Origin of the sequence: Chryseobacterium sp. SIMBA_038 (assembly GCF_046535115.1) — a bacterium.
Classification (GTDB): Bacteria; Bacteroidota; Bacteroidia; order Flavobacteriales; family Weeksellaceae; genus Chryseobacterium.
The window spans coordinates 88,056-106,523 of record NZ_JAWRXH010000011.1 but is presented as its reverse complement, the minus strand read 5'-3'; the positions used below and the strand labels follow the sequence as shown (position 1 = coordinate 106,523).

Below are 18,468 nucleotides of genomic sequence, written 5' to 3'. Positions count from 1 at the left end.
TAGATATTAGTTTATAGAGTAATTTCCAAAACTTCGAAAGACAATTTGTTTCCGTTTGGTAAAGTAATTTCTGCAGTGTCACCAATTACTTTTCCCAGCAAACCTTTAGCAATCGGAGTATTTACTGAGATCTTCCCGGTTTTTAAGTCACTTTCGTTATCTGGTACCAATTTAAAAGTCTGTTCTTGGTTTGTCGCATTATTTTTAAGTCTCACTGTTGTTAAAATTGAAACTTTTGAAGTATCTAATAGGCTTTCATCTATAATTTTTGAAGAAGAAACAACGTCTTTAAGTTTAGAAATTCTCATTTCCAACATACCTTGTGCTTCTTTAGCAGCATCATATTCTGCATTTTCCGACAAATCTCCTTTGTCTCTGGCTTCTGCAATCTGCTGAGTAATTTTTGGTCTCTCTACAGTTTCTAACTGTTCCAGCTCAGCTTTCATTTTCTCTAAACCCTCCTTTGTTACATAGCTTGCCATAATTTTCAAAATTTAGTTTTAGTATAAAAAAATAATCCGACATTTGCCGGACAATGTTTTGTTGTAATAATCGTTTAAGTTTTACAAATATATAAAAATTTAAATTGAAATGAAAAAAAGTTTCTCAATCTTATCTATTTTCATATTGCTGATATTCAGTAATTTAACTATAAATTCATGCGGTAGCAGGGAAGATACTGTCAGTTGTTTTCCGAACGCTCCCATTGGTGTAATATTAAACCTTAATCTTCCTGCTTACTATTCTCTGAACCAGGTTGGAGGCTGGAAATACATTGATGAACAAAGTTCGGGTACCAGAGGGCTGATCGTTGTTAGAGCTTCCAGCACGACATTTAAAATCTACGACAGAAATGCACCACATATTTGTCCAGATACCAACACTACTCTTGAGGTTAAGGATGACATCAGTGTGGTGTGCCCGAAAGACAATGCAAAATGGATCTTACTAACCGGACAGCCAACTGCTGTTGCTAACATTCCACCAAAGACTTATCTGTCTAATTATGACTCAAATAGTAATGTTTTAAATATATATTATTAAAAATGAAAGTCGTAATACAGAGAGTTTCAGAAGCGAACGTAAAAGTCGATGGCAAAATTGTAGGAGAAATCGGAAAAGGGCTGATGCTTTTGGTTGGTATTGATGAAAATGACGAAAAAAATGACGCCGATTGGTTGGTTCAGAAAATTTTAAGTCTTAGAATTTTCGGGGATGAAGATGATAAACTCAATCTTTCTGTAAAAGATATTTCCGGAGAGATTCTTTGCATCAGTCAGTTTACGTTAATTGCTGATTACAAAAAAGGAAACCGTCCGTCTTTCATCAAAGCAGCAAAACCGGATAAAGCCATACCTCTTTTTGATTATTTTAAAGAAGAAATTTCAAAATCAGAACTAAAAACAGAGAGTGGAATTTTTGGAGCTGATATGAAAGTATCCCTAATTAATGACGGACCCGTGACAATTGTCATGGATTCCATTACAAAAGCTTAAATTTACAACAGATAATAATTTATACAAAAAATGAAAAAAACCTTAGTTACTTTAGTTCTTCTTGCAGGAATTAATTTTTCTTATGCTCAAAAATCTTATACTGACGATCAAAAAGCGTCTTATTACATAGGTCTTGACATTGCTCAAAATCTTAAAAAGCAAGGACTTACTATTGATCCGGATCTTTTGGCTCAGGCAATAAAAGATGAGCTTTCGGATAAGCCAAGATTATTACCAAAAGAAGAAATGGGTCCATTCTTACAAGGTTTCATGCAGAAACAAAATGAGAAAAGACAGGCTCAGGACAAATTAAAAGCTGAAGAAAACAAAAAGAAAGGAGCCGAATTTCTTACAAAAAATAAGCTAAACAAGAAAATAACAACTACAGCAAGCGGTTTACAATATGAAGTTTTGGCTCCAGGTGACGGAAAAGCAAAACCTACTGCTTCAAGCACGGCTACTGTATCATATAGCGGAAAATTGATGGATGGAACCATTTTCGATTCTACAGAAAAACAAGGTGGAAAACCGATTGAATTAAATATTTCATCTGTTATAAAAGGATGGACAGAAGGTATTCAATTAATGAGCAAAGGTGCTAAATACAGATTTTATATTCCTTCTGATTTAGCATATGGAGACAGTGGAGCTGGCGGAGTAATTCCTCCAGGAGCAACGTTAATCTTCGATGTTGAGCTTGTAGATTTTAAATAAGAAATTGATTTACAATAAAAAACGTCTCTCAAAATTTGGGAGACGTTTTTTTGTAATAAACTTAAAATCACTATCTTTATTCCCTAATTACAGAATTAAACAAAACCTAAAACCTGAAAAACGCCTATGAAAACCAGAATCTTTATTATATCGATTTTCTGCTTCTTCCTATCTTTTGGACAGAATAGAAAGGGAGAATTTCAATTACAGAAAAACTCAAACTCACACAGTCTTTATGTTGCTTTTTCTAAAAACGCCAATGCTGTTGATATTATTAATTACACACAAAGCAAAAATCCTGCATTCAAAGAATTTGTAAGAGCAAACGAAATTTCATTTGTGAACGATCTCGGTTTCAGTGATAGAAAACTGAACGAAATGATTGAAAGCAGCAAGAAAAATAAAAACTCGGGAGAATCAATTGAAAAATTAAGAAGAATTTTCAAAGTTGAAACTTCAGTGAAAAGCAATGAAGATATTTTGAAATTAGCAGAAAGTTTTGAAAAATTTTCAGAAATAGAATATGCTTCAATATTAAGTAATGAACCCATTGAACCGCCTGCAACGGCTACTTTTGTCATTACGCCTAATTTAGAGGCTTCTCAAACTTATTTATTTGAAAATCCAGGAATCAATGTAAATTATGCATGGTCAAGAGGAATCACAGGGCAAAATGTGAGAGTTCGTGATGTAGAATATGGTTTCCACAAAACTCATGAAATGTTGGTTGACAGAAATACCGTTCAATTAGAATCCGGAGTTACTCCAAATACATCATTAACAACTCCAACAAGTACTTATTACAGCTGGCTTGATCATGGAACTGCCGTGATGAGTATTTTAGGTTCAGCAAAAGATAATATCGGACTTTCTGGAAGTGCTTACAATGCAACTGAAATGAAAGGTTTCTTAGAATGGACAACCGCTTCATACAACAGAGTTGCAGCCGTAACAAGAGCTATTAATGCTTCTCAGGCCGGAGATATTGTTTTGTACGAAATGCAAACCGGAGGTCAAAATTCCAATTATGTTCCGGCAGAATATGACAATCTTATCTGGGATTTAACAAAAGCAGCAACAGAATCCGGAATTATCATTATTGCAGCAGCAGGAAATGGTAACGAAAATCTTGATGCTTCTTTTTATGCGGCTTATAACGCAAGAGGAAACAGCGGTGCTATCATTGTTGGGGCAGGAACTAATACGACCGCACACTCAAAATTAAGTTTCAGTACGTATGGTAACAGAGTGGATGTACAAGGTTGGGGGCAAAATGTTTTAGCCGCAGGTTATGGCGGTTGGGCGACTTATGACGGAGATACCAACAGAACGTACACGCTTTTCAGTGGGACAAGTTCTGCAACACCAATTGTATCTTCTGCAGCTATTTTAATTCAATCTTATTATCGTCAGGCTACCGGGCAGTTTTTAACTCCGGCAGCGATGAAAAACCTATTGATAACAACAGGAATTCCTCAGGGAGGAACTTTAACCACAAAAATCGGCCCTCTTCCGAACATCAAAGCTGCTATCGAGCAATTGGAAAGCAGTCTTGTACTTTCTGCAAGAAGTACAAATGTAACTCCATTAAAAATTGAAGTTTATCCTAATCCGGCAACCAATTCTATTTCAGTGAGAAGCCCGGAAAAAAATATAGACTTTGAGATCATTAACATGGCAGGACAATCTATTTTAAAAGGTTCAACTTCATCTGATGAAAAATTGAATATTTCTGATTTTCCAAAAGGAACTTATATTATTAATGCTACAGATGGGCAAAGAAGAGTTGTTGAGAAATTTATTAAGCAATAAATTTAATTTTAATAATAATTTTTAACGCAAAGTCCACTAAGATTTTTTGACTACTAATTGTTTTTAAGGTTCGCAAAGGCGTTCTACTCAGCAAAGTTCACAAAGATCTTTTCAGTTATAACGATAAAATTAAAAACGTCTCTCAAAATTTTGAGAGACGTTTTTTTAAATAACCTTTTATAAAAACTATTTCGCAGGTACACTGCTGAAATTAAGTGCGATTTTTAAGTTCATATCTGAACTTGTCTGATTTTTCAATTCGTAAACTGTTCTTACAGTAACTCCTGAACTTTTTACTACTTCATCCAAAAATCCTGTGTCATTCAGATCAAGATTTAAACTTGCTCCATCAGTAGAAATACTTGAACGAGAAGCTACTAATCTTTCTTTGGTTCCGCTTGAAGAAATAAATACTTTGATAGATTTTAGAGCGCTCAGGTTTCCTCCTGATGGAGAAACCACAGAAATTTTAGCATCTGAAATTCTTACATCTTTAATCTGTGCATTGTTATTCCCTCCAAACCAAGTCTGAACATTCGTAGCCGTTGCAGTAGAAGAAACTTCTTTATCAGCAGGAACTCCCGTAGAAATTAAAACATTGGTTGTATAAGGAAATGTATTCTGGACAAGCGACTGTACCGTTCCACAACTCACTAAAGCTGCAGAGGCTACCATCGCTGTTAATATCATATTTTTCATAATAGTACTTCTTTTATAGAATGACTTACAGAAATTGTACCAAAATTATTCTACGCTTACTTTAAAATTCCCTTTTGTATTTCCGGAAGCCATATTACTCTTTCCTATAATTAGCCAAACTTCACCTTTACCGACAACCTCATGAGTCATCTCTCTTCCGAAAGGTCCGTCATACTTTCCATCCGGTGTTTTTATTTGATTGAATCTGATATTAAAATCTTTTTCTTTAGTGGAAATCGCAGCCTTGATATCGGGTTTTTCGTAGTTTGTAATTTTTAAAACCAATTCCTGATTATCTTTTGTAAACTCTTCTCCAAGCGTAAACGGAAGTTGAGAAGCATCGGCTGTTCTGATGATCTGTCCTTCTTTCATATTCCTCATTACTCCGGTTTTCAAGACCTCTTTTGTAACAGGAGAATTGTTGATGATTGAATCTTTCATTCTTATTGTCGCCGAATCTACTTTGGATGGAGAGTCCGGCATTTCTGTGACCGCCATTGAATCTTTACTCGGTGTTTCCGTAATACTGGCTTCTTTTTTACAAGAAATGATAATCAATGGGATCAACAATAAGGATTTTTTCATAATAGTTATTTTTAAATGAGACATTGGAGTTTTAATTTAAGCTTATTAAAAAATTTAACCACAAAAGATACAAAAGCCATGATTGAACTATTTAATTTTAACTATTTTGAAAACAAAAGCTCTCAAAAGAATAAAAATCAAAGATTTTTAAAAACTTATGTGTTCTTTTTTGCCGTTCATTATAAACTTAAATAATCTGTTTAATCTTTTGTTTCTTTTGTGGTTAAAATAACTAAGCTTTAAACAAGTTTAACTAATGAATCTATTTAGAAGCTAAAATTGTTCCATAAAGTATATTAAAACCTTAAAAAATGCTTAGTCTGTTATTTTTCAGGAATCAAAGTCCCCTTTCTGACTGCTCTCAACATAAAGTACATGAAATTGAGCATAATTCCCATTAATACAGTAACTCCCCATGTTTTTGTGTAGTCTAATGGATAGATAAATCTCACTGCAATATCATTAAATAATCCAAACGGGTTGTTTAAAACATCCCAACTGTTCCATCTTAAAAATCGACCAAGATACACTCCAAAACTACTTAGGAATAGAAATAAAACAGCAATAATGCTAATCGTAGATCTTTTAAAATAGGATGAAAGCATTTTCTCAATATCCAATAAACTTATAAAACCGCAAATTAATCCTGCCCAAGCGTATGAAAGAATAACGATAAGATCATACCAAATAGGCACTGAATTTCTGGTTTTCAAATGAAAAAGATCAGTCAGAATATAGGGTGAATTCGGGAAAAATAATATCCAAACGACAATCGCAAAAGCTAATGCAACTTTACTTTTAATATTAAATATCAATAAAAAACTGCTTATTATAAAAGGAATCCATGCCAAGAATAAATTCCAGTTCAGAAAGAAAAACACTTTTGTATCACTCAAATAATATCTGAAAATTGAAAGGCTGAAACAAAATAATGTCATCAATATCAGCAAAATCGTAATTTCAAATCTGTGGCTGTTTTTTAACTTTTCCATCATTGTGAACAAATTATTTAATGGTTTGATAATAAAGAACCTTGGATAAGAAATTTTCCTTTTGTTGAATTCGTACTCTTTCCAGAACACTATTTTTTATAACATTGGAATGCTTTTCTTTAGCATATTTTAATAAATACTCTTCATTAAAATTAACAAAAGTTGTATGATAATATTCATCAAAATGATTGCGTTTTAAGTTTTGAGAAGTTATAAAACCTCCCCAATTGAAATAACTGCAAACCAAAATAGTTCCGTACACATATCCAACCATCGTATTGAATAGAAATGCGTTTCTTTTTTTCTTTTGAATCTTAATGAATGTCATAATTAAACCAATTAATGATAAAATTAAAAATCCGCAAACGCCTAATCTTTTGTACGTAAAACCATAACTCACTATATATTCATAGTTTTTCATCATTGCAGAGAAAACAAGAATTACATTTAATGCAATCCAGATTTTCGCTAAAATTTTCATTAACCCTGCTTTAGAATCGAAATTGAAACTCGATTTAAAATAAAACATAATCACCAAAATTGCCATTACGATCGAAACGATTACCGCATTTACCCTTTCGTGTGTTTCTTCAGAAAGTTGATTGGGCGTTTTTACAGATTCAAAAAACTGTTCGTAATTGTAGGTGGCGATAAAGAATATTAATAAAATATTTAATGAAAAAAAAGAAATAACTCCACTCATTCTTTCAGCATCCAGATCAAGAAAAGAATATGTTGATTTCTGAATTTTATTTTCCTCCGTGAAATTATCATCTAAAATATGATTCTTTTTGTAGATCAGTTTTTCAACTGAATAATTCCAATAATTGAATGCGAAAAAGAAGCCTAAAACCGTGATTACTAAAAGTTGCCAGAAATTAATATCTAATTCGATATTTTTGAAAAGATTCGCAAAATGATCACTTCCCGCGGAATAAATTCCAAAGAAAATAGCGATCAACACAAGCGGAATTAGTACAAAAGCCAATGTTTTTTGCCATAATCCGGAGATATTTCTTTTCGGTAGCCATTTATCAAAATTGAAAAATCTACAGATAAATGTGATGCAGTTGACCACAAAAACGGGGATAAGAAAAAGGGTTTTCAATCTTCTATTTTTTGATCTGTAAGACAACAGCAAAAGTGAACTTGCAATCGCCAAAAACGAAGGAAAATCCCCATACCAAGCAAAAGCAATGCTCGAAAGAATGCTCGTTACAAAAAGAATGAGAAATGTTCTGGTTCTGTTTTTCTCAGGCGTTTTGTATAACGTAAGTGCTGCATAAATGATTCCTAGAATTCCCAGGTTCAATCCTACATTTTCATCGTAAAATACGATGATAAATGCTAAGGTTGTCAGTAATATATAATGATGTGTTTTCATGTTTTTATAATTAAAGGGTTAAAATTGAATGAATATGAAAAAATATAATAGTGCTATCGGAATATTGAGAAGAACAAGCAGCATAGAATTTCCGTGAAGTTTTTCATCTGTTACATCAATTATAAATGCTAACAATTCGTGTAGAAAAACAATAATGTTTACGATAACAGCAGCAACTATATAATAGAATCCCATCCATACAAAAAACCATGATTTTGTGATGCAAAATCCAAGAAAGATCGCTGTCCCAAACAAAAATGAAATAAGAAATACATTCTTTCCTATTGTGCTAAACTTTATATTCTTCATGACTTTATTAATATAAAACCGGAGTTTGTTTTTGTTGGATAAAATCTTTCAAATGATCAAAATTTTGCCACAAGAGATTTTCAAAATCCCAATCGTGAAATGATCTCATGTTACGGCCTTTTTGGAAAGCATTTCTATAGGTTTTAAAGTATTCAGGAAAGACAAAAGTTCCCAACAGCAAAACTCCTAAAAGGTAAGCGCTTCTCTTACCATTCCCGAAAAGCAGATACTGCATCGCAATCTCATCCTGAATATTGGTGCTGTAATCGGTAATAAGGTGGTAGACATCGTGGTTTTCCATCTTGGGAATCATTCTGAAGCCGTGTTTTTGATAAAATTCTCCCATCGTTTTTCCAAGTGAATCTTCTTTAAAGCTTAACAATTGCTTTTCATTGAATTGCCATTGTCTTTTTTTCTTTTTAAAGTATTTTCGATATTGTTTTTGAGAGTTTTCGTACATGAAAAGCAAAAATTGAACGCGTAATTTTTTCATAGTTTATATTTTTAAATTAAAATCCTATTATACTAAGTCCTATTATGGTATAAATTATTGCTAAAGGAATATTAATGAGAATGATACCAATTGATTTTAAGTAAATACCAAATTTATTTTTGTTAATAAGTCCACCAATTACCAGACAGCAGACTACAATAAAGTTTATAATAGAACCTATAATTAGAAGCAAATATCCTCCGATGGCAAACTCCTCATTTTTTGTAAACAAGTATCCAAAAAGGCAGATGTTTCCTAATATAAAAGAGCCCCAAAACATAGATTTTCCAACATTTAAAATTTCACGGTTTTCCATATTGATTATTTTTTTTAATCTCATTTAAACAAAGAACTTTGAATTACAAAGTTTAAAGACAAAAAAATATAGAGCTTATCTCCCTATTAATTTTTCCAACATATTTAAATGTTCTGTAAAGGCTTCCCTCCCACTTTGTGTGACTCTGTAAGATGTTTTAGGTTTTTTACCTACAAATTCTTTTTTCACTTCTATATAAGCTGCTTTTTCCAGAGCATTGCTGTGGCTGGCTAAATTTCCATCTGTAATTTCCAAAAGACTCTTCATTTCCGAGAAATCAACCCAGTCGTTGACCATGAGAACGGACATAATGCCCAATCTTACACGGCTTTCGAATTCTTTATTGAGTTGATTTATATTGATCATAATTTCAGGTGATAGATTGCAGGGCTTAGGAATTAGTTTCCGAAGCGCAAATTTATGTCTTATTTATATTTTTTATGCATTATCAATCCATACACAATATGCAAAACTCCAAAGCCAAATCCCCAAAATAACAATCCCCATCCCAAGAAAAATAGGGAAAGTAATCCTAAAACTATTTCAAAGTATCCTAAATATTTTACATCTGTCAATGTATATCGTTCTGCGCTTACCAAAGCCAAACCGTAAAAAATCAGTGTTGCTGGAGCAATGAAAACAAAAAGATGATGATAAAGAAGAGCCAAACAAAAGAACCCGCCCGCTACCAAAGGTACTGCAAAGGTCGCCAAAAGGCGCTTTGTTGTACTGTCCCAAATCTTCAATCCTTTCTTTTTACTTTTATTTGCAGTAAAAATATAGCCGCTAAGAATTGCCACCAACAAGATTACGACACCAATGAAAACAAGTTCTTTGACTAAAGATGGACCAAGAATATTTCTCTCACCATCTAAATAACTGATTCCCTCTCTCTGAAAAACAACATACACATAACCGGCACCAATAAGTGCAGTCAAACCAGCAACAACTCCGGATAACCCGCTCAGTGAAATAAATCTGGAAGAACGCTCCATCATGGAACGAATATGCGACAGATCTTCGTGATAGTTTTTTGAATCCATATAAAGAACTTTGAAATACAAAGTTATAATTTATTTTCAATCTGCAAAATATTTTTTGAAATGATTCAGGATAATTTCAAAATAAAAAAATAGACCTTGCTAATGCGAGGTCTATCAAAAATATTAAAATTTGTTTGAAAATGTTTTTTACAAAGGATTTTGTACAATCAATGGATTGGCATTGATTTCAGCTTTTGGAATAAGAAATTCCCAACGCTTATCCGTGTTTGCAACTGTCAATACATTATTATCTACAACAGTTGAATGATTAGCACCTGTTCTATCTAATCCTTGATTTAGTCTTTTAAGATCAAAAAATCTGAATCCTTCACCCCATAATTCTAATCTTCTGCTGTTCAAAATTTCAGTTATGTACGCAACCCCCGTTGTAGAAGCTCCTGTATATGGTACGTTTCTGTTTTTCGTAAATGCATTAAAAACTATTTTAGAATTTGCTTCATCTCCTAGTCTTGCCAATGCTTCCGCTTCGATAAGATACATTTCTGCCGCTCTCATGTAAGGCACATCTACTCTACTGTCTGAGACACTTGCCGAGAGAAATTTCTGGCTTGTATAAGGAAACTTTGCAAAATTTGAAGGTAACCCCAAAGAAGTATGAGCTCCAGTAGGATCAAAAACTTTTGTTCTTACATCTGTCGTCGGGAACATATTATACAATTTACTGTTCACAGCTTTAGGAGCCTGACGGATATTGGTAGAATTATAATTTCTTGACATATAAGCTCCAAAATTTCCAAAATAATCGGTCTGATCAGAGATAATAATAGCTCCCCACATCCATTCTCCATTTCCTGCCAAATTATTAAATCCAGCCATATAAGTAGCGTTATCCATAAGATTGAATCCTACTCGTGCCGCTTTAGCAGAAGATGCAGCTAATGTATAATTTCCCTGTGTTAAAGCTACTCTTGCTCTTAAACCTAAAATTACTTTTTCATCAAAATGCGATTTTGTTGTTCTGGTACTTCCGGTAAGCCTAGTTAATGCTTCATTTAAATCATTATTTATTTGAGTATAAACTTCCTCAACTGTATTTCTAGCCATTGGTACCTCATCTGCAACTAATCTTAACGGCACGCCCAGCTGGTTATTTGTTGTGTTTGGTACATATCTTTTACCATAAATCTGCGCCAACATATAATAACTAAATGCTCTAAATGCATAAGCTTCCCCAATTGCCTGCTTTATTGTTGTAGCATCAGCTGCAGTAGGAGCCGGAACATTTGGTCCATTTGCTATTACTAGGTTTGCATTTCTAATTAATGCATAATAGAATTGAAATGGATAAAAATCATTTGAAGCATTTTCATTTACCTGATCTTGCCATCTGACGGTTGAAATGTACCAATTATTACCTGTCGATGGAAAAACCAAATCTTCTCCGAGTGCATCCATCATGATCATAATCCCGCCTTGACCATTTTGTCCCTGACTAGAGTTTTGTCGGTAATACATATCTCTATGCATCCCATTGATGATCGCCATTAAATTACTTGCTGTAGAGTAAGCTGCCTGCTCCGAAACTGAAGTTGTAGGATCTGTGTCTAAATAATCGCTATGACAAGAGCTCATCGAAAGTATGGCTAATACTGAAGAAACTGCAAATATTTTTTTATAATGTTTTCTGATATTTTTCATAATGTGTTTTTTTAAAATGATAAATTGGCTCCGATTGAAATAATTCTTGCCGGAGTATATCTGTTTGTTGTAGTCCCATTAAATGACTGGCCAGGTTCTAAACCTTTTCTTGCTGTTTTGCTCCAAATATTTTCGCCCGATAAAAGTAATTTTAAAGAGGAAAGTCCATACCTTGAAATTTCATCGGGATTGAAACTATAGCTTAAAGTAGCCTGTCTTAATGATATAAAATCTGATTTTACTAACCATCTGCTTGAGGTAGCATTAGAATTTAGATAAGTTGAAGAGTTTAAAGCTGGGATATCCGTTATTTGTCCCGTGGTCGTCCATCGATCCAAAATATCTGTACTTAGAGCTCCTCCCTGAGAATAGCTCGACATTAAACCTTGATAATTAGAATCATATGTCTTACCTCCGATTTGATAAGTAAACATTGTTGATAAAGCCCATTGCTTATAACTTAAAGATGTTCCAAAACTACCAAACACTTTAGGGATAGCAGATCCTGAATAATCAAGTTTAGCTTTATTATGGTTAGTGGTAACCAAAACACCATTTACTGTTCTTATATCTGAAGCCGGAGTATTGGCATATGCATCGGCAACCAAAAATAAAGGTGATCCATCTGCAGGATCTACACCATACCATTGTTTCATCCAATAATCATATACCGAATGTCCTACAGATATTTTTTTAGTTCCATTAATAATTTCTGTAATTCCGTCTGATAATTCAGTTATTTCATTTTTAAGAGTAGAAGCATTTGCATTTAGGCTCCATACGAAATTTGGAGTTTTGATTACATCAGCATTTATACCAATCTCAAACCCTCTATTATACATTGTTCCTACATTCTTATAAATAGCGTTCCCTGGAATTCCCGCAGAAACAGGCTGAGGAACAGGGAATATCATATCCTTTGTAATCCTATTGTAATACTCTACCGTACCTGTAATTCTGTTATTGAAAAGCCCAAAATCCAAAGCCACATCAGATTGATTATTTGATTCCCATGTAATTGTAGGATCAGCTTTTGTGTTAAATAATATCCCAGCTTCCTGAGCATTATTATACCCTAAACTATAGGTATTCTGATACATATAAAAATTCTGGGCATTGTCGCTTGTATTCGTATTATCGTTCCCCACTTGTCCATATGAACCTCTTAATTTCAATTCACTTATTGTACTAGAGTTTTTAAGAAAATCTTCCGCTTTTACTCTCCATCCTGCTCCCAAAGACCAGAATGGGTTCCATCTCACATCTTTAGCAAATCTTGATGATGCGTCCCATCTCACAGATCCTGATAATAAATATTTGGATTGATAATCATAATTCAACCTTGAGAAGAAACTCTCTTTACGGTAGTTATCTGTCTGAGAAGTTAAAGAAGTAGGAGTAATAAAGTTGATTAATTCCACATTATTATCAACAACCTGCCCAGTTTTGTATCCATACAAATATTCGTACATATACTTATAGTTTTCATGACCTAGCAAAAGTTCAAAATTATGTGCTCCAAATTTTCTTTTATAATTTAATAATTGATTGAATGTAAGTGTTTGCTCAATGATAGAAGTTCTTTCAGATGATCCTGCAGGTGCTGCATCCCCAATAATTTTATTTCCATATTTACTTCTTCTGTTATTCCTAACATCATATCCTACATTGGTAGAAAGTGTAAGATAGGGATCAATTTTAAACTCGGCATATGCTCTGGAAACAATATAAAAGTTTTTAGAAATATCACTATTTAAAAGATTCTCCTGAATAACATTTCTTCCGGACGCAGCATCTGCACCTCTTGCAGAATTATCATAAATTACATTCCCGTTTGTATCGTATAGAGTAGCAAATGTATTAGGATCGTGTGCAAATGGGCTGTAGATTGGGCCAATGTTTCTTATCCAGTTATACGGATTAACATAAGAACTGTTGCTATTAGCTCCATCTATAGCATTATTTCCGTAAGAAGATACAGCATTAAGACTTGTTCCTAATTTTAACCAGTCTCGAATTTGTGAATCTACTTTTAATTTTGCCGTAAATCTCTCAAAATCTGACTTTACAAGATATCCGGATTCATTGGTATAGCCTACTGATGAATAATAAGTGGTTTTGTTTGTCCCGCCACTGTAATTCAATTCGTAATTTTGTCTGAAACCTGTCCTGATTAATGGTTTTTGCCAATCAAGATCAGTATATTTTAATTTTGCATCAGGATTAAGAATCCCATCTACTACCAACAAATTATTTGGAATGTCAAAAGCATTTTGTTTTAAAACTCCCGAAATTAAGTTGTTGGAAGCGTACGCATTTGCATTTGCCAAAGTACTTCCTGTAGCCAATTGTCCGTTTCTCATAGCCTCCCAGATAAGAGGATAATATTGATATACATTTACTCTGTCATATTCAGATATTGATCTTCCTACATACCCGGTACTCATATTAAAATTAAGCAAATCTCTCCCTCCTTTTCTACCTGATTTTGTTGTAATCAGGATCACTCCATTAGCAGCTGCAGATCCGTAAAGTGATGTAGATGCGGCATCTTTCAAAATATTAAAAGATGCGATATCATTCGTATTAATTGCAGATAATGAACCGGTAAAAGGGGTTCCGTCCAAGATAATTAAAGGATCGTTTGAGCCCGCATAAGAACTGATTCCTCTTATCTGAATACTGGGAGCGCTTCCCGGCTGTCCTGTTCCCGTACTTATCTTTACACCGGGACTCGCGCCGTCAATAGCCTGCCCGATATTGGTGATAGGTCGGTCTGCAAATTGCTTGGCTTTGATCTCAGTATTTGAACCAACAAGTGTTTCTTTTTTCTGAGAACCATAGGCTACAATCACAACTTCGTCAATTTGCTTTTCTTTGGTTAGAGTGTCACTTTTCTTTTTTTGTGCAGAAAAATTTTGACCAATAAAGAATACTGTTGCAACGCTAAGCGTGCAAAACTTTAATTTCATCATTTTGTGTGTTTTTGTTTTCTCTTTAGGACACAAATGTGTTAATAAATATTAATATAGCAAAATATTTATTAATAATTTAATGATTTATTATTAAATCTTAATTAAATAAGATCATTAATCAATAAATTAACAAATAAGCAATTAAATAAATTTAAATAATTCATTAAAGAAATATTTAAAAAGTAAAATATTTTTTCACGACAAAGCACATTTAAAAACAAAAAAAAATCGTTGAAAAAATCAACGATTTACATTTTATTTAATTGAATATTTACTTAGCTCTCAACCTTTCTTTAATAGATTCAATATTTTTCTTCGCAGAATCTTCAAGAATCAAACTTGCGCTCATGTGAATTCTTGCAGGCATTAATTCATTGAAATGATCGGTTCCTTCCCAAGATACTTTTTTAATTAAAGCCAAAGCATCACTGCTTCTTGTAGCTAGTGTCTGCATAAATTTCTCTAACTTAACATCCATTTCTGCAATATTTTCTGAAACTGAATGATACACATTATGTTGCTCTGCCCATTCTGCTGATCTGAAATCTGCATCAATAGCCATTGCTGAAAACTGAGACTTGCCAATTTTTCTTTCAACATATGGCCCGATCACGAATGGCCCGATTCCTAAGTTGATCTCCGTTAAAGCCAAAGCAGAATCTTTTGTTGCAAAACAATAATCTGCTCCACAAGCAAGACCTACTCCACCTCCGGTCGTTTTTCCCTGAACTCTTACGACAACAATTTTACCGCAATTTCTCATCGCATTCAAAACTTTAGCAAAACCTCCGAAAAATTTTGTTGATGCTTCCAGCTCTTCAATAGATAAAAGTTCGTCAAAACTTGCTCCTGCACAGAATGCTTTTTCACCTTCACTTTTTACAAGAATAACTTTAACCTCATCTTTAGCACCTTCATCCAAAATGGTCTGAGCCAGTTTTTCTAAAATTGCTCCCGGAAGAGAATTACTTTTTGGAGTTCCGAATGTGATCTCGGCGATATTGTTTTTCAGTTCTGAAACTACGAATTCGTTCATTTTTTAATTATAATTAGATTCTTACAAAAATACTAAATACGAAGCTTTTAACGAAAATTTAAACCATATAAATTAAGCTTACATCAATTCAATTTTTACAATAGGTATAAATACTCAATCTTCAATTTGGTAACTACTACTCTATTTTTTGCCTGTATACGAAACTACATTTGTATTGTTCATTTAACGAAGCTTCAAAAAAAATATGAATATGGTGAAATCCGAAAAACCATTGAAAAACGAGTAGGAAAAAAACTAATCACAAAAACTAATTATCATGGGTTATCCACTAGTAGAAATCTACAATTCGACAAATTATGTTGTATCAGGAAATGTTGATTACGCAAGTATTTTCTGTTCAAATGACAGTTATACCGTAACTCCGCTTACAACATGGAAAGCAAGCAGCAGAGGCGTATGCTTACTAACGAAAATCACAGCTACTGTTAAAACTCCAAACGGAGATATCGTGGCGATTCCTTACGAATCATCAGGAACTTCTTACAGCCAGTTTGCTATTATACAGAAAACACCAACCGTTTTCGCTGTTACAAGAATCGTAAATTCAGCTGAAGATGCAATTCCTGAAGATTATGTAGAGCCTACAACTCAACAGAAATAAAGATTCTTCACTAATTTTTCATGAGTTTACAATCAGAAAAGTTATCACATCTTAAAAAATAGATCGAGCCCTTCGGAATCTTCTGAAGGGCTTTCTATATCTATACATTTTAAAGAATTTAATATCTAAAAAATATTCGTTACGTAGAAATACGGAGTCCTCAATTTGGTATTTTCTACTCTATTTCTGCTTTTGTATAAATCGTTCCTTTGAAATGTGTTAAAACAATCATCACAACACTGGCGAGATCCGAAAAGCCTTAAAAAAGAGTAGGAACATTTAAAACTGAAAAAAATAATATCATGGAAGAATTAATGGGAGTCATCAAATCATTCTCCGGAAACTTTGCCCCTGTAAACTTTATGTTCTGCGATGGAAGATTATTAAGTATTGCACAAAATTCCGCTCTTTTCTCTCTTTTAGGAACTACCTATGGAGGGGACGGTATTTCAACTTTTGCTTTACCAAACCTTAACGGGCGTTATCCTCTGGGAGTTGGAAGCAACGGAAGCCAAACTTACATATTGGGAGAACAGTCTGGAACTCCACAAACGACGATCATGTCTATGAACTTACCTACGATTACAAGTCAATTAAAAGTTGCTAAAGCTAATGCTACTTCAGCTTCGCCATCTACTACTTCATCAATTGCAATCCCGGGAACAACTGTCGGAAGAGATTTTACAGCTGTACCAAGTTTCATCGACAATGCACCTCCAGCATCTATTACATTTCTTAATCCACAATCTGTAATGTTTATCGGACAGAATCAACCCACCAATAATATGATGCCTTATATGGGACTTAACTACATTATTTGTGTTCAGGGAATTTATCCTTCAAGACCTTAATTTAAAAATAAGTATTAATAATAACCAACAATTAAAAAGAAAATATCATGGAAGAATATTTAGGAACCATCAAAATGTTTGCAGGAAACTTTATCCCAAGAGGATATTTAGCATGCAACGGAGCTTTATTAGGTATTGCACAAAACCAAGCTCTTTTCTCACTTCTAGGAACGACTTATGGAGGAAACGGTACAACAAACTTTGCTTTACCTAATCTAAACGGTCGTGCACCAATCGGTTCAGGAATTGCTAATACAGGAAAATCCGTAAATCTTGGTGAAGTAGGTGGAGCTCCAACTACAACTTTGCTTAACTCAAACTTACCAAGTTTTATGAGCCAATTGAAAATCTCTAAATCTAATGCAACAACAGCTTCTCCATCATCAGCTTCATCAATTGCTGTTTCAGGAACAACTGTTGGTAGAGACTTCACTGCGGTTCCAAGTTTTGTAGATACAGCGCCGGACACTGTAATCAATGCAACCTCAGTTACTTTTGCAGGTGCAAACTTACCGATTGAAAATATGCCACCATACTTAGGTATGAACTATATGATTTGTGTAGAAGGAATTTTTCCTTCAAGACCATAAAATTACTTTTATAAACATCTAAAAATTAAAATCATGAAAAGCACTACTTTTTTCTTAATCTGTAGTCTGCTCATTTCTACTTTCACCTTTGCGCAGACTAGTACTGAACAATTTGAAACGGAATCTCACGGAAGTTCAAGCTTCACAGATAACGGAGTAATCTTTAACATTCTAACTCATGTAGGCGGGTTTGACATTCAGGCCAACTACCCAAATACAGGTTGGAATGGAACAGCAAACGACAATAGATATATTGACAATTCAGGAGCGGGAAATATTGCAGTTGGAGCATCATTCAGTATCAAAACAACATCAAATTTGTATAAAGTAAACAGATTTTGGGTATTCTTATCTGATACAAGTTTAAATCAAGCGGTAGCTGGTACGCTTACCATAACAGGTAAACTAAACGGAGTTACAAAGTATACACAAACCAAAACTACAGGTTTCGTAACCAGTTTAGGCTCTACGAATGGATATACTTTGATAGATTTAACCAACCTTAATGGTCAGAACTATTCAAATATTATTGTTGATCAGCTTCAAATTACAGCAGGCGGTCTTTATACCTATGTAGGTCTTGACGCTTTCACTTGGGTAAAAGATACAGGTATTGTCTTAGCAACCAATGAAGATGCAAACATCGCCAAAAAACAGGCAAGCATTTATCCTAACCCAACAACTGGTCCTCTTACAATAAAAACTGAGGAAAATACCAAAGCTGAGGTTTACAATCAGGAAGGAAAACTGGTAAAAAGCCTAGAGATTAAAAAAGGCATCAATGAAGCTAATATTTCTGAACTTCCAACCGGAGTTTACATCATGAAAACAGCTTCTGAGTCTTATAAAATTATTAAAAAGTAACTTATAGGGTAAATAACTAATAACCATG

Annotated in this window: 21 protein-coding genes; 8 read left to right on the top strand and 13 right to left on the bottom strand. The window is 33.7% G+C overall.

The window, feature by feature from the left end:
- Positions 1-11: 11 nt before the first annotated feature.
- Positions 12-482, bottom strand: a complete 471-nt coding sequence (greA, locus tag SB689_RS21815) for a transcription elongation factor GreA (protein WP_410694188.1) — start codon at positions 480-482, stop codon at positions 12-14.
- Positions 483-591: 109 nt separating this feature from the next.
- Between greA and SB689_RS21810 the strand changes: the two genes are divergently transcribed.
- The 4 genes from SB689_RS21810 to SB689_RS21795 all read left to right on the top strand — a co-directional run bounded on the left by SB689_RS21810 (position 592) and on the right by SB689_RS21795 (position 4,022).
- Positions 592-1,044 carry a hypothetical protein gene (locus tag SB689_RS21810; RefSeq protein WP_410694187.1) on the top strand — a complete coding sequence of 151 codons (453 nt, stop codon included), beginning with the start codon at positions 592-594 and terminating at the stop codon, positions 1,042-1,044.
- A 2-nt stretch (positions 1,045-1,046) separates the two neighbouring features.
- Positions 1,047-1,496 carry a D-aminoacyl-tRNA deacylase gene (dtd, locus tag SB689_RS21805; RefSeq protein WP_410694186.1) on the top strand — a complete coding sequence of 150 codons (450 nt, stop codon included), beginning with the start codon at positions 1,047-1,049 and terminating at the stop codon, positions 1,494-1,496.
- Positions 1,497-1,526: 30 nt separating this feature from the next.
- Positions 1,527-2,210, top strand: coding sequence for an FKBP-type peptidyl-prolyl cis-trans isomerase (locus SB689_RS21800; protein ID WP_410694185.1), 684 nt, complete (start codon positions 1,527-1,529; stop codon positions 2,208-2,210).
- Between the two features lie 126 nt (positions 2,211-2,336).
- Complete coding sequence (locus SB689_RS21795) at positions 2,337-4,022, top strand: S8 family peptidase (RefSeq protein ID WP_410694184.1); 1,686 nt, start codon at positions 2,337-2,339, stop codon at positions 4,020-4,022.
- Positions 4,023-4,208: 186 nt separating this feature from the next.
- Here SB689_RS21795 and SB689_RS21790 read toward each other — a convergent pair whose 3' ends face one another.
- The 12 genes from SB689_RS21790 to SB689_RS21735 all read right to left on the bottom strand — a co-directional run bounded on the left by SB689_RS21790 (position 4,209) and on the right by SB689_RS21735 (position 15,513).
- Entirely contained in the window at positions 4,209-4,721 is a 513-nt protein-coding gene (locus tag SB689_RS21790; RefSeq protein WP_066752482.1) for a hypothetical protein, read from the bottom strand.
- A gap of 45 nt (positions 4,722-4,766) precedes the next feature.
- Positions 4,767-5,306, bottom strand: a complete 540-nt coding sequence (locus SB689_RS21785) for a hypothetical protein (RefSeq protein WP_410694183.1) — start codon at positions 5,304-5,306, stop codon at positions 4,767-4,769.
- Positions 5,307-5,629: 323 nt separating this feature from the next.
- Complete coding sequence (locus tag SB689_RS21780) at positions 5,630-6,301, bottom strand: DUF1361 domain-containing protein (protein ID WP_410694182.1); 672 nt, start codon at positions 6,299-6,301, stop codon at positions 5,630-5,632.
- A 10-nt stretch (positions 6,302-6,311) separates the two neighbouring features.
- Positions 6,312-7,682 (bottom strand): DUF4173 domain-containing protein, encoded by a 1,371-nt coding sequence (locus tag SB689_RS21775; protein ID WP_410694181.1) that lies wholly within the window; start codon positions 7,680-7,682, stop codon positions 6,312-6,314.
- 18 nt (positions 7,683-7,700) lie between these two features.
- Positions 7,701-7,991, bottom strand: a complete 291-nt coding sequence (locus SB689_RS21770) for a hypothetical protein (protein WP_410694180.1) — start codon at positions 7,989-7,991, stop codon at positions 7,701-7,703.
- 7 nt (positions 7,992-7,998) lie between these two features.
- A complete protein-coding gene (locus SB689_RS21765; RefSeq protein WP_410694179.1) occupies positions 7,999-8,484 on the bottom strand; it encodes a Coq4 family protein in 486 nt (161 codons plus the stop codon).
- A 16-nt stretch (positions 8,485-8,500) separates the two neighbouring features.
- Positions 8,501-8,800 carry a hypothetical protein gene (locus tag SB689_RS21760; RefSeq protein WP_410694178.1) on the bottom strand — a complete coding sequence of 100 codons (300 nt, stop codon included), beginning with the start codon at positions 8,798-8,800 and terminating at the stop codon, positions 8,501-8,503.
- A gap of 75 nt (positions 8,801-8,875) precedes the next feature.
- Positions 8,876-9,166 (bottom strand): winged helix-turn-helix domain-containing protein, encoded by a 291-nt coding sequence (locus SB689_RS21755; RefSeq protein ID WP_054511899.1) that lies wholly within the window; start codon positions 9,164-9,166, stop codon positions 8,876-8,878.
- A 59-nt stretch (positions 9,167-9,225) separates the two neighbouring features.
- On the bottom strand, positions 9,226-9,843 hold the full coding sequence (locus tag SB689_RS21750) for a hypothetical protein (RefSeq protein ID WP_410694177.1): 618 nt from the start codon (positions 9,841-9,843) through the stop codon (positions 9,226-9,228).
- A gap of 147 nt (positions 9,844-9,990) precedes the next feature.
- Positions 9,991-11,502, bottom strand: a complete 1,512-nt coding sequence (locus SB689_RS21745; protein ID WP_410694176.1) for a RagB/SusD family nutrient uptake outer membrane protein — start codon at positions 11,500-11,502, stop codon at positions 9,991-9,993.
- Between the two features lie 11 nt (positions 11,503-11,513).
- Positions 11,514-14,477 (bottom strand): SusC/RagA family TonB-linked outer membrane protein, encoded by a 2,964-nt coding sequence (locus tag SB689_RS21740; RefSeq protein WP_410694175.1) that lies wholly within the window; start codon positions 14,475-14,477, stop codon positions 11,514-11,516.
- 271 nt (positions 14,478-14,748) lie between these two features.
- Positions 14,749-15,513 (bottom strand): enoyl-CoA hydratase/isomerase family protein, encoded by a 765-nt coding sequence (locus SB689_RS21735; protein ID WP_410694174.1) that lies wholly within the window; start codon positions 15,511-15,513, stop codon positions 14,749-14,751.
- A 277-nt stretch (positions 15,514-15,790) separates the two neighbouring features.
- On the opposite strand from SB689_RS21735, the gene SB689_RS21730 reads away from it, so the two are divergent.
- The 4 genes from SB689_RS21730 to SB689_RS21715 all read left to right on the top strand — a co-directional run bounded on the left by SB689_RS21730 (position 15,791) and on the right by SB689_RS21715 (position 18,440).
- Positions 15,791-16,135 (top strand): hypothetical protein, encoded by a 345-nt coding sequence (locus tag SB689_RS21730; protein WP_410694173.1) that lies wholly within the window; start codon positions 15,791-15,793, stop codon positions 16,133-16,135.
- Positions 16,136-16,437: 302 nt separating this feature from the next.
- Positions 16,438-16,986: a phage tail protein gene (locus tag SB689_RS21725; RefSeq protein ID WP_410694172.1), complete on the top strand. Its 549-nt coding sequence runs from the start codon at positions 16,438-16,440 to the stop codon at positions 16,984-16,986.
- Positions 16,987-17,033: 47 nt separating this feature from the next.
- The gene (locus tag SB689_RS21720; RefSeq protein ID WP_410694171.1) at positions 17,034-17,576 is read left to right on the top strand and encodes a phage tail protein; all 543 of its coding nucleotides are present in this window, start codon (positions 17,034-17,036) and stop codon (positions 17,574-17,576) included.
- Between the two features lie 33 nt (positions 17,577-17,609).
- On the top strand, positions 17,610-18,440 hold the full coding sequence (locus SB689_RS21715) for a T9SS type A sorting domain-containing protein (protein ID WP_410694170.1): 831 nt from the start codon (positions 17,610-17,612) through the stop codon (positions 18,438-18,440).
- Positions 18,441-18,468: the final 28 nt, after the last annotated feature.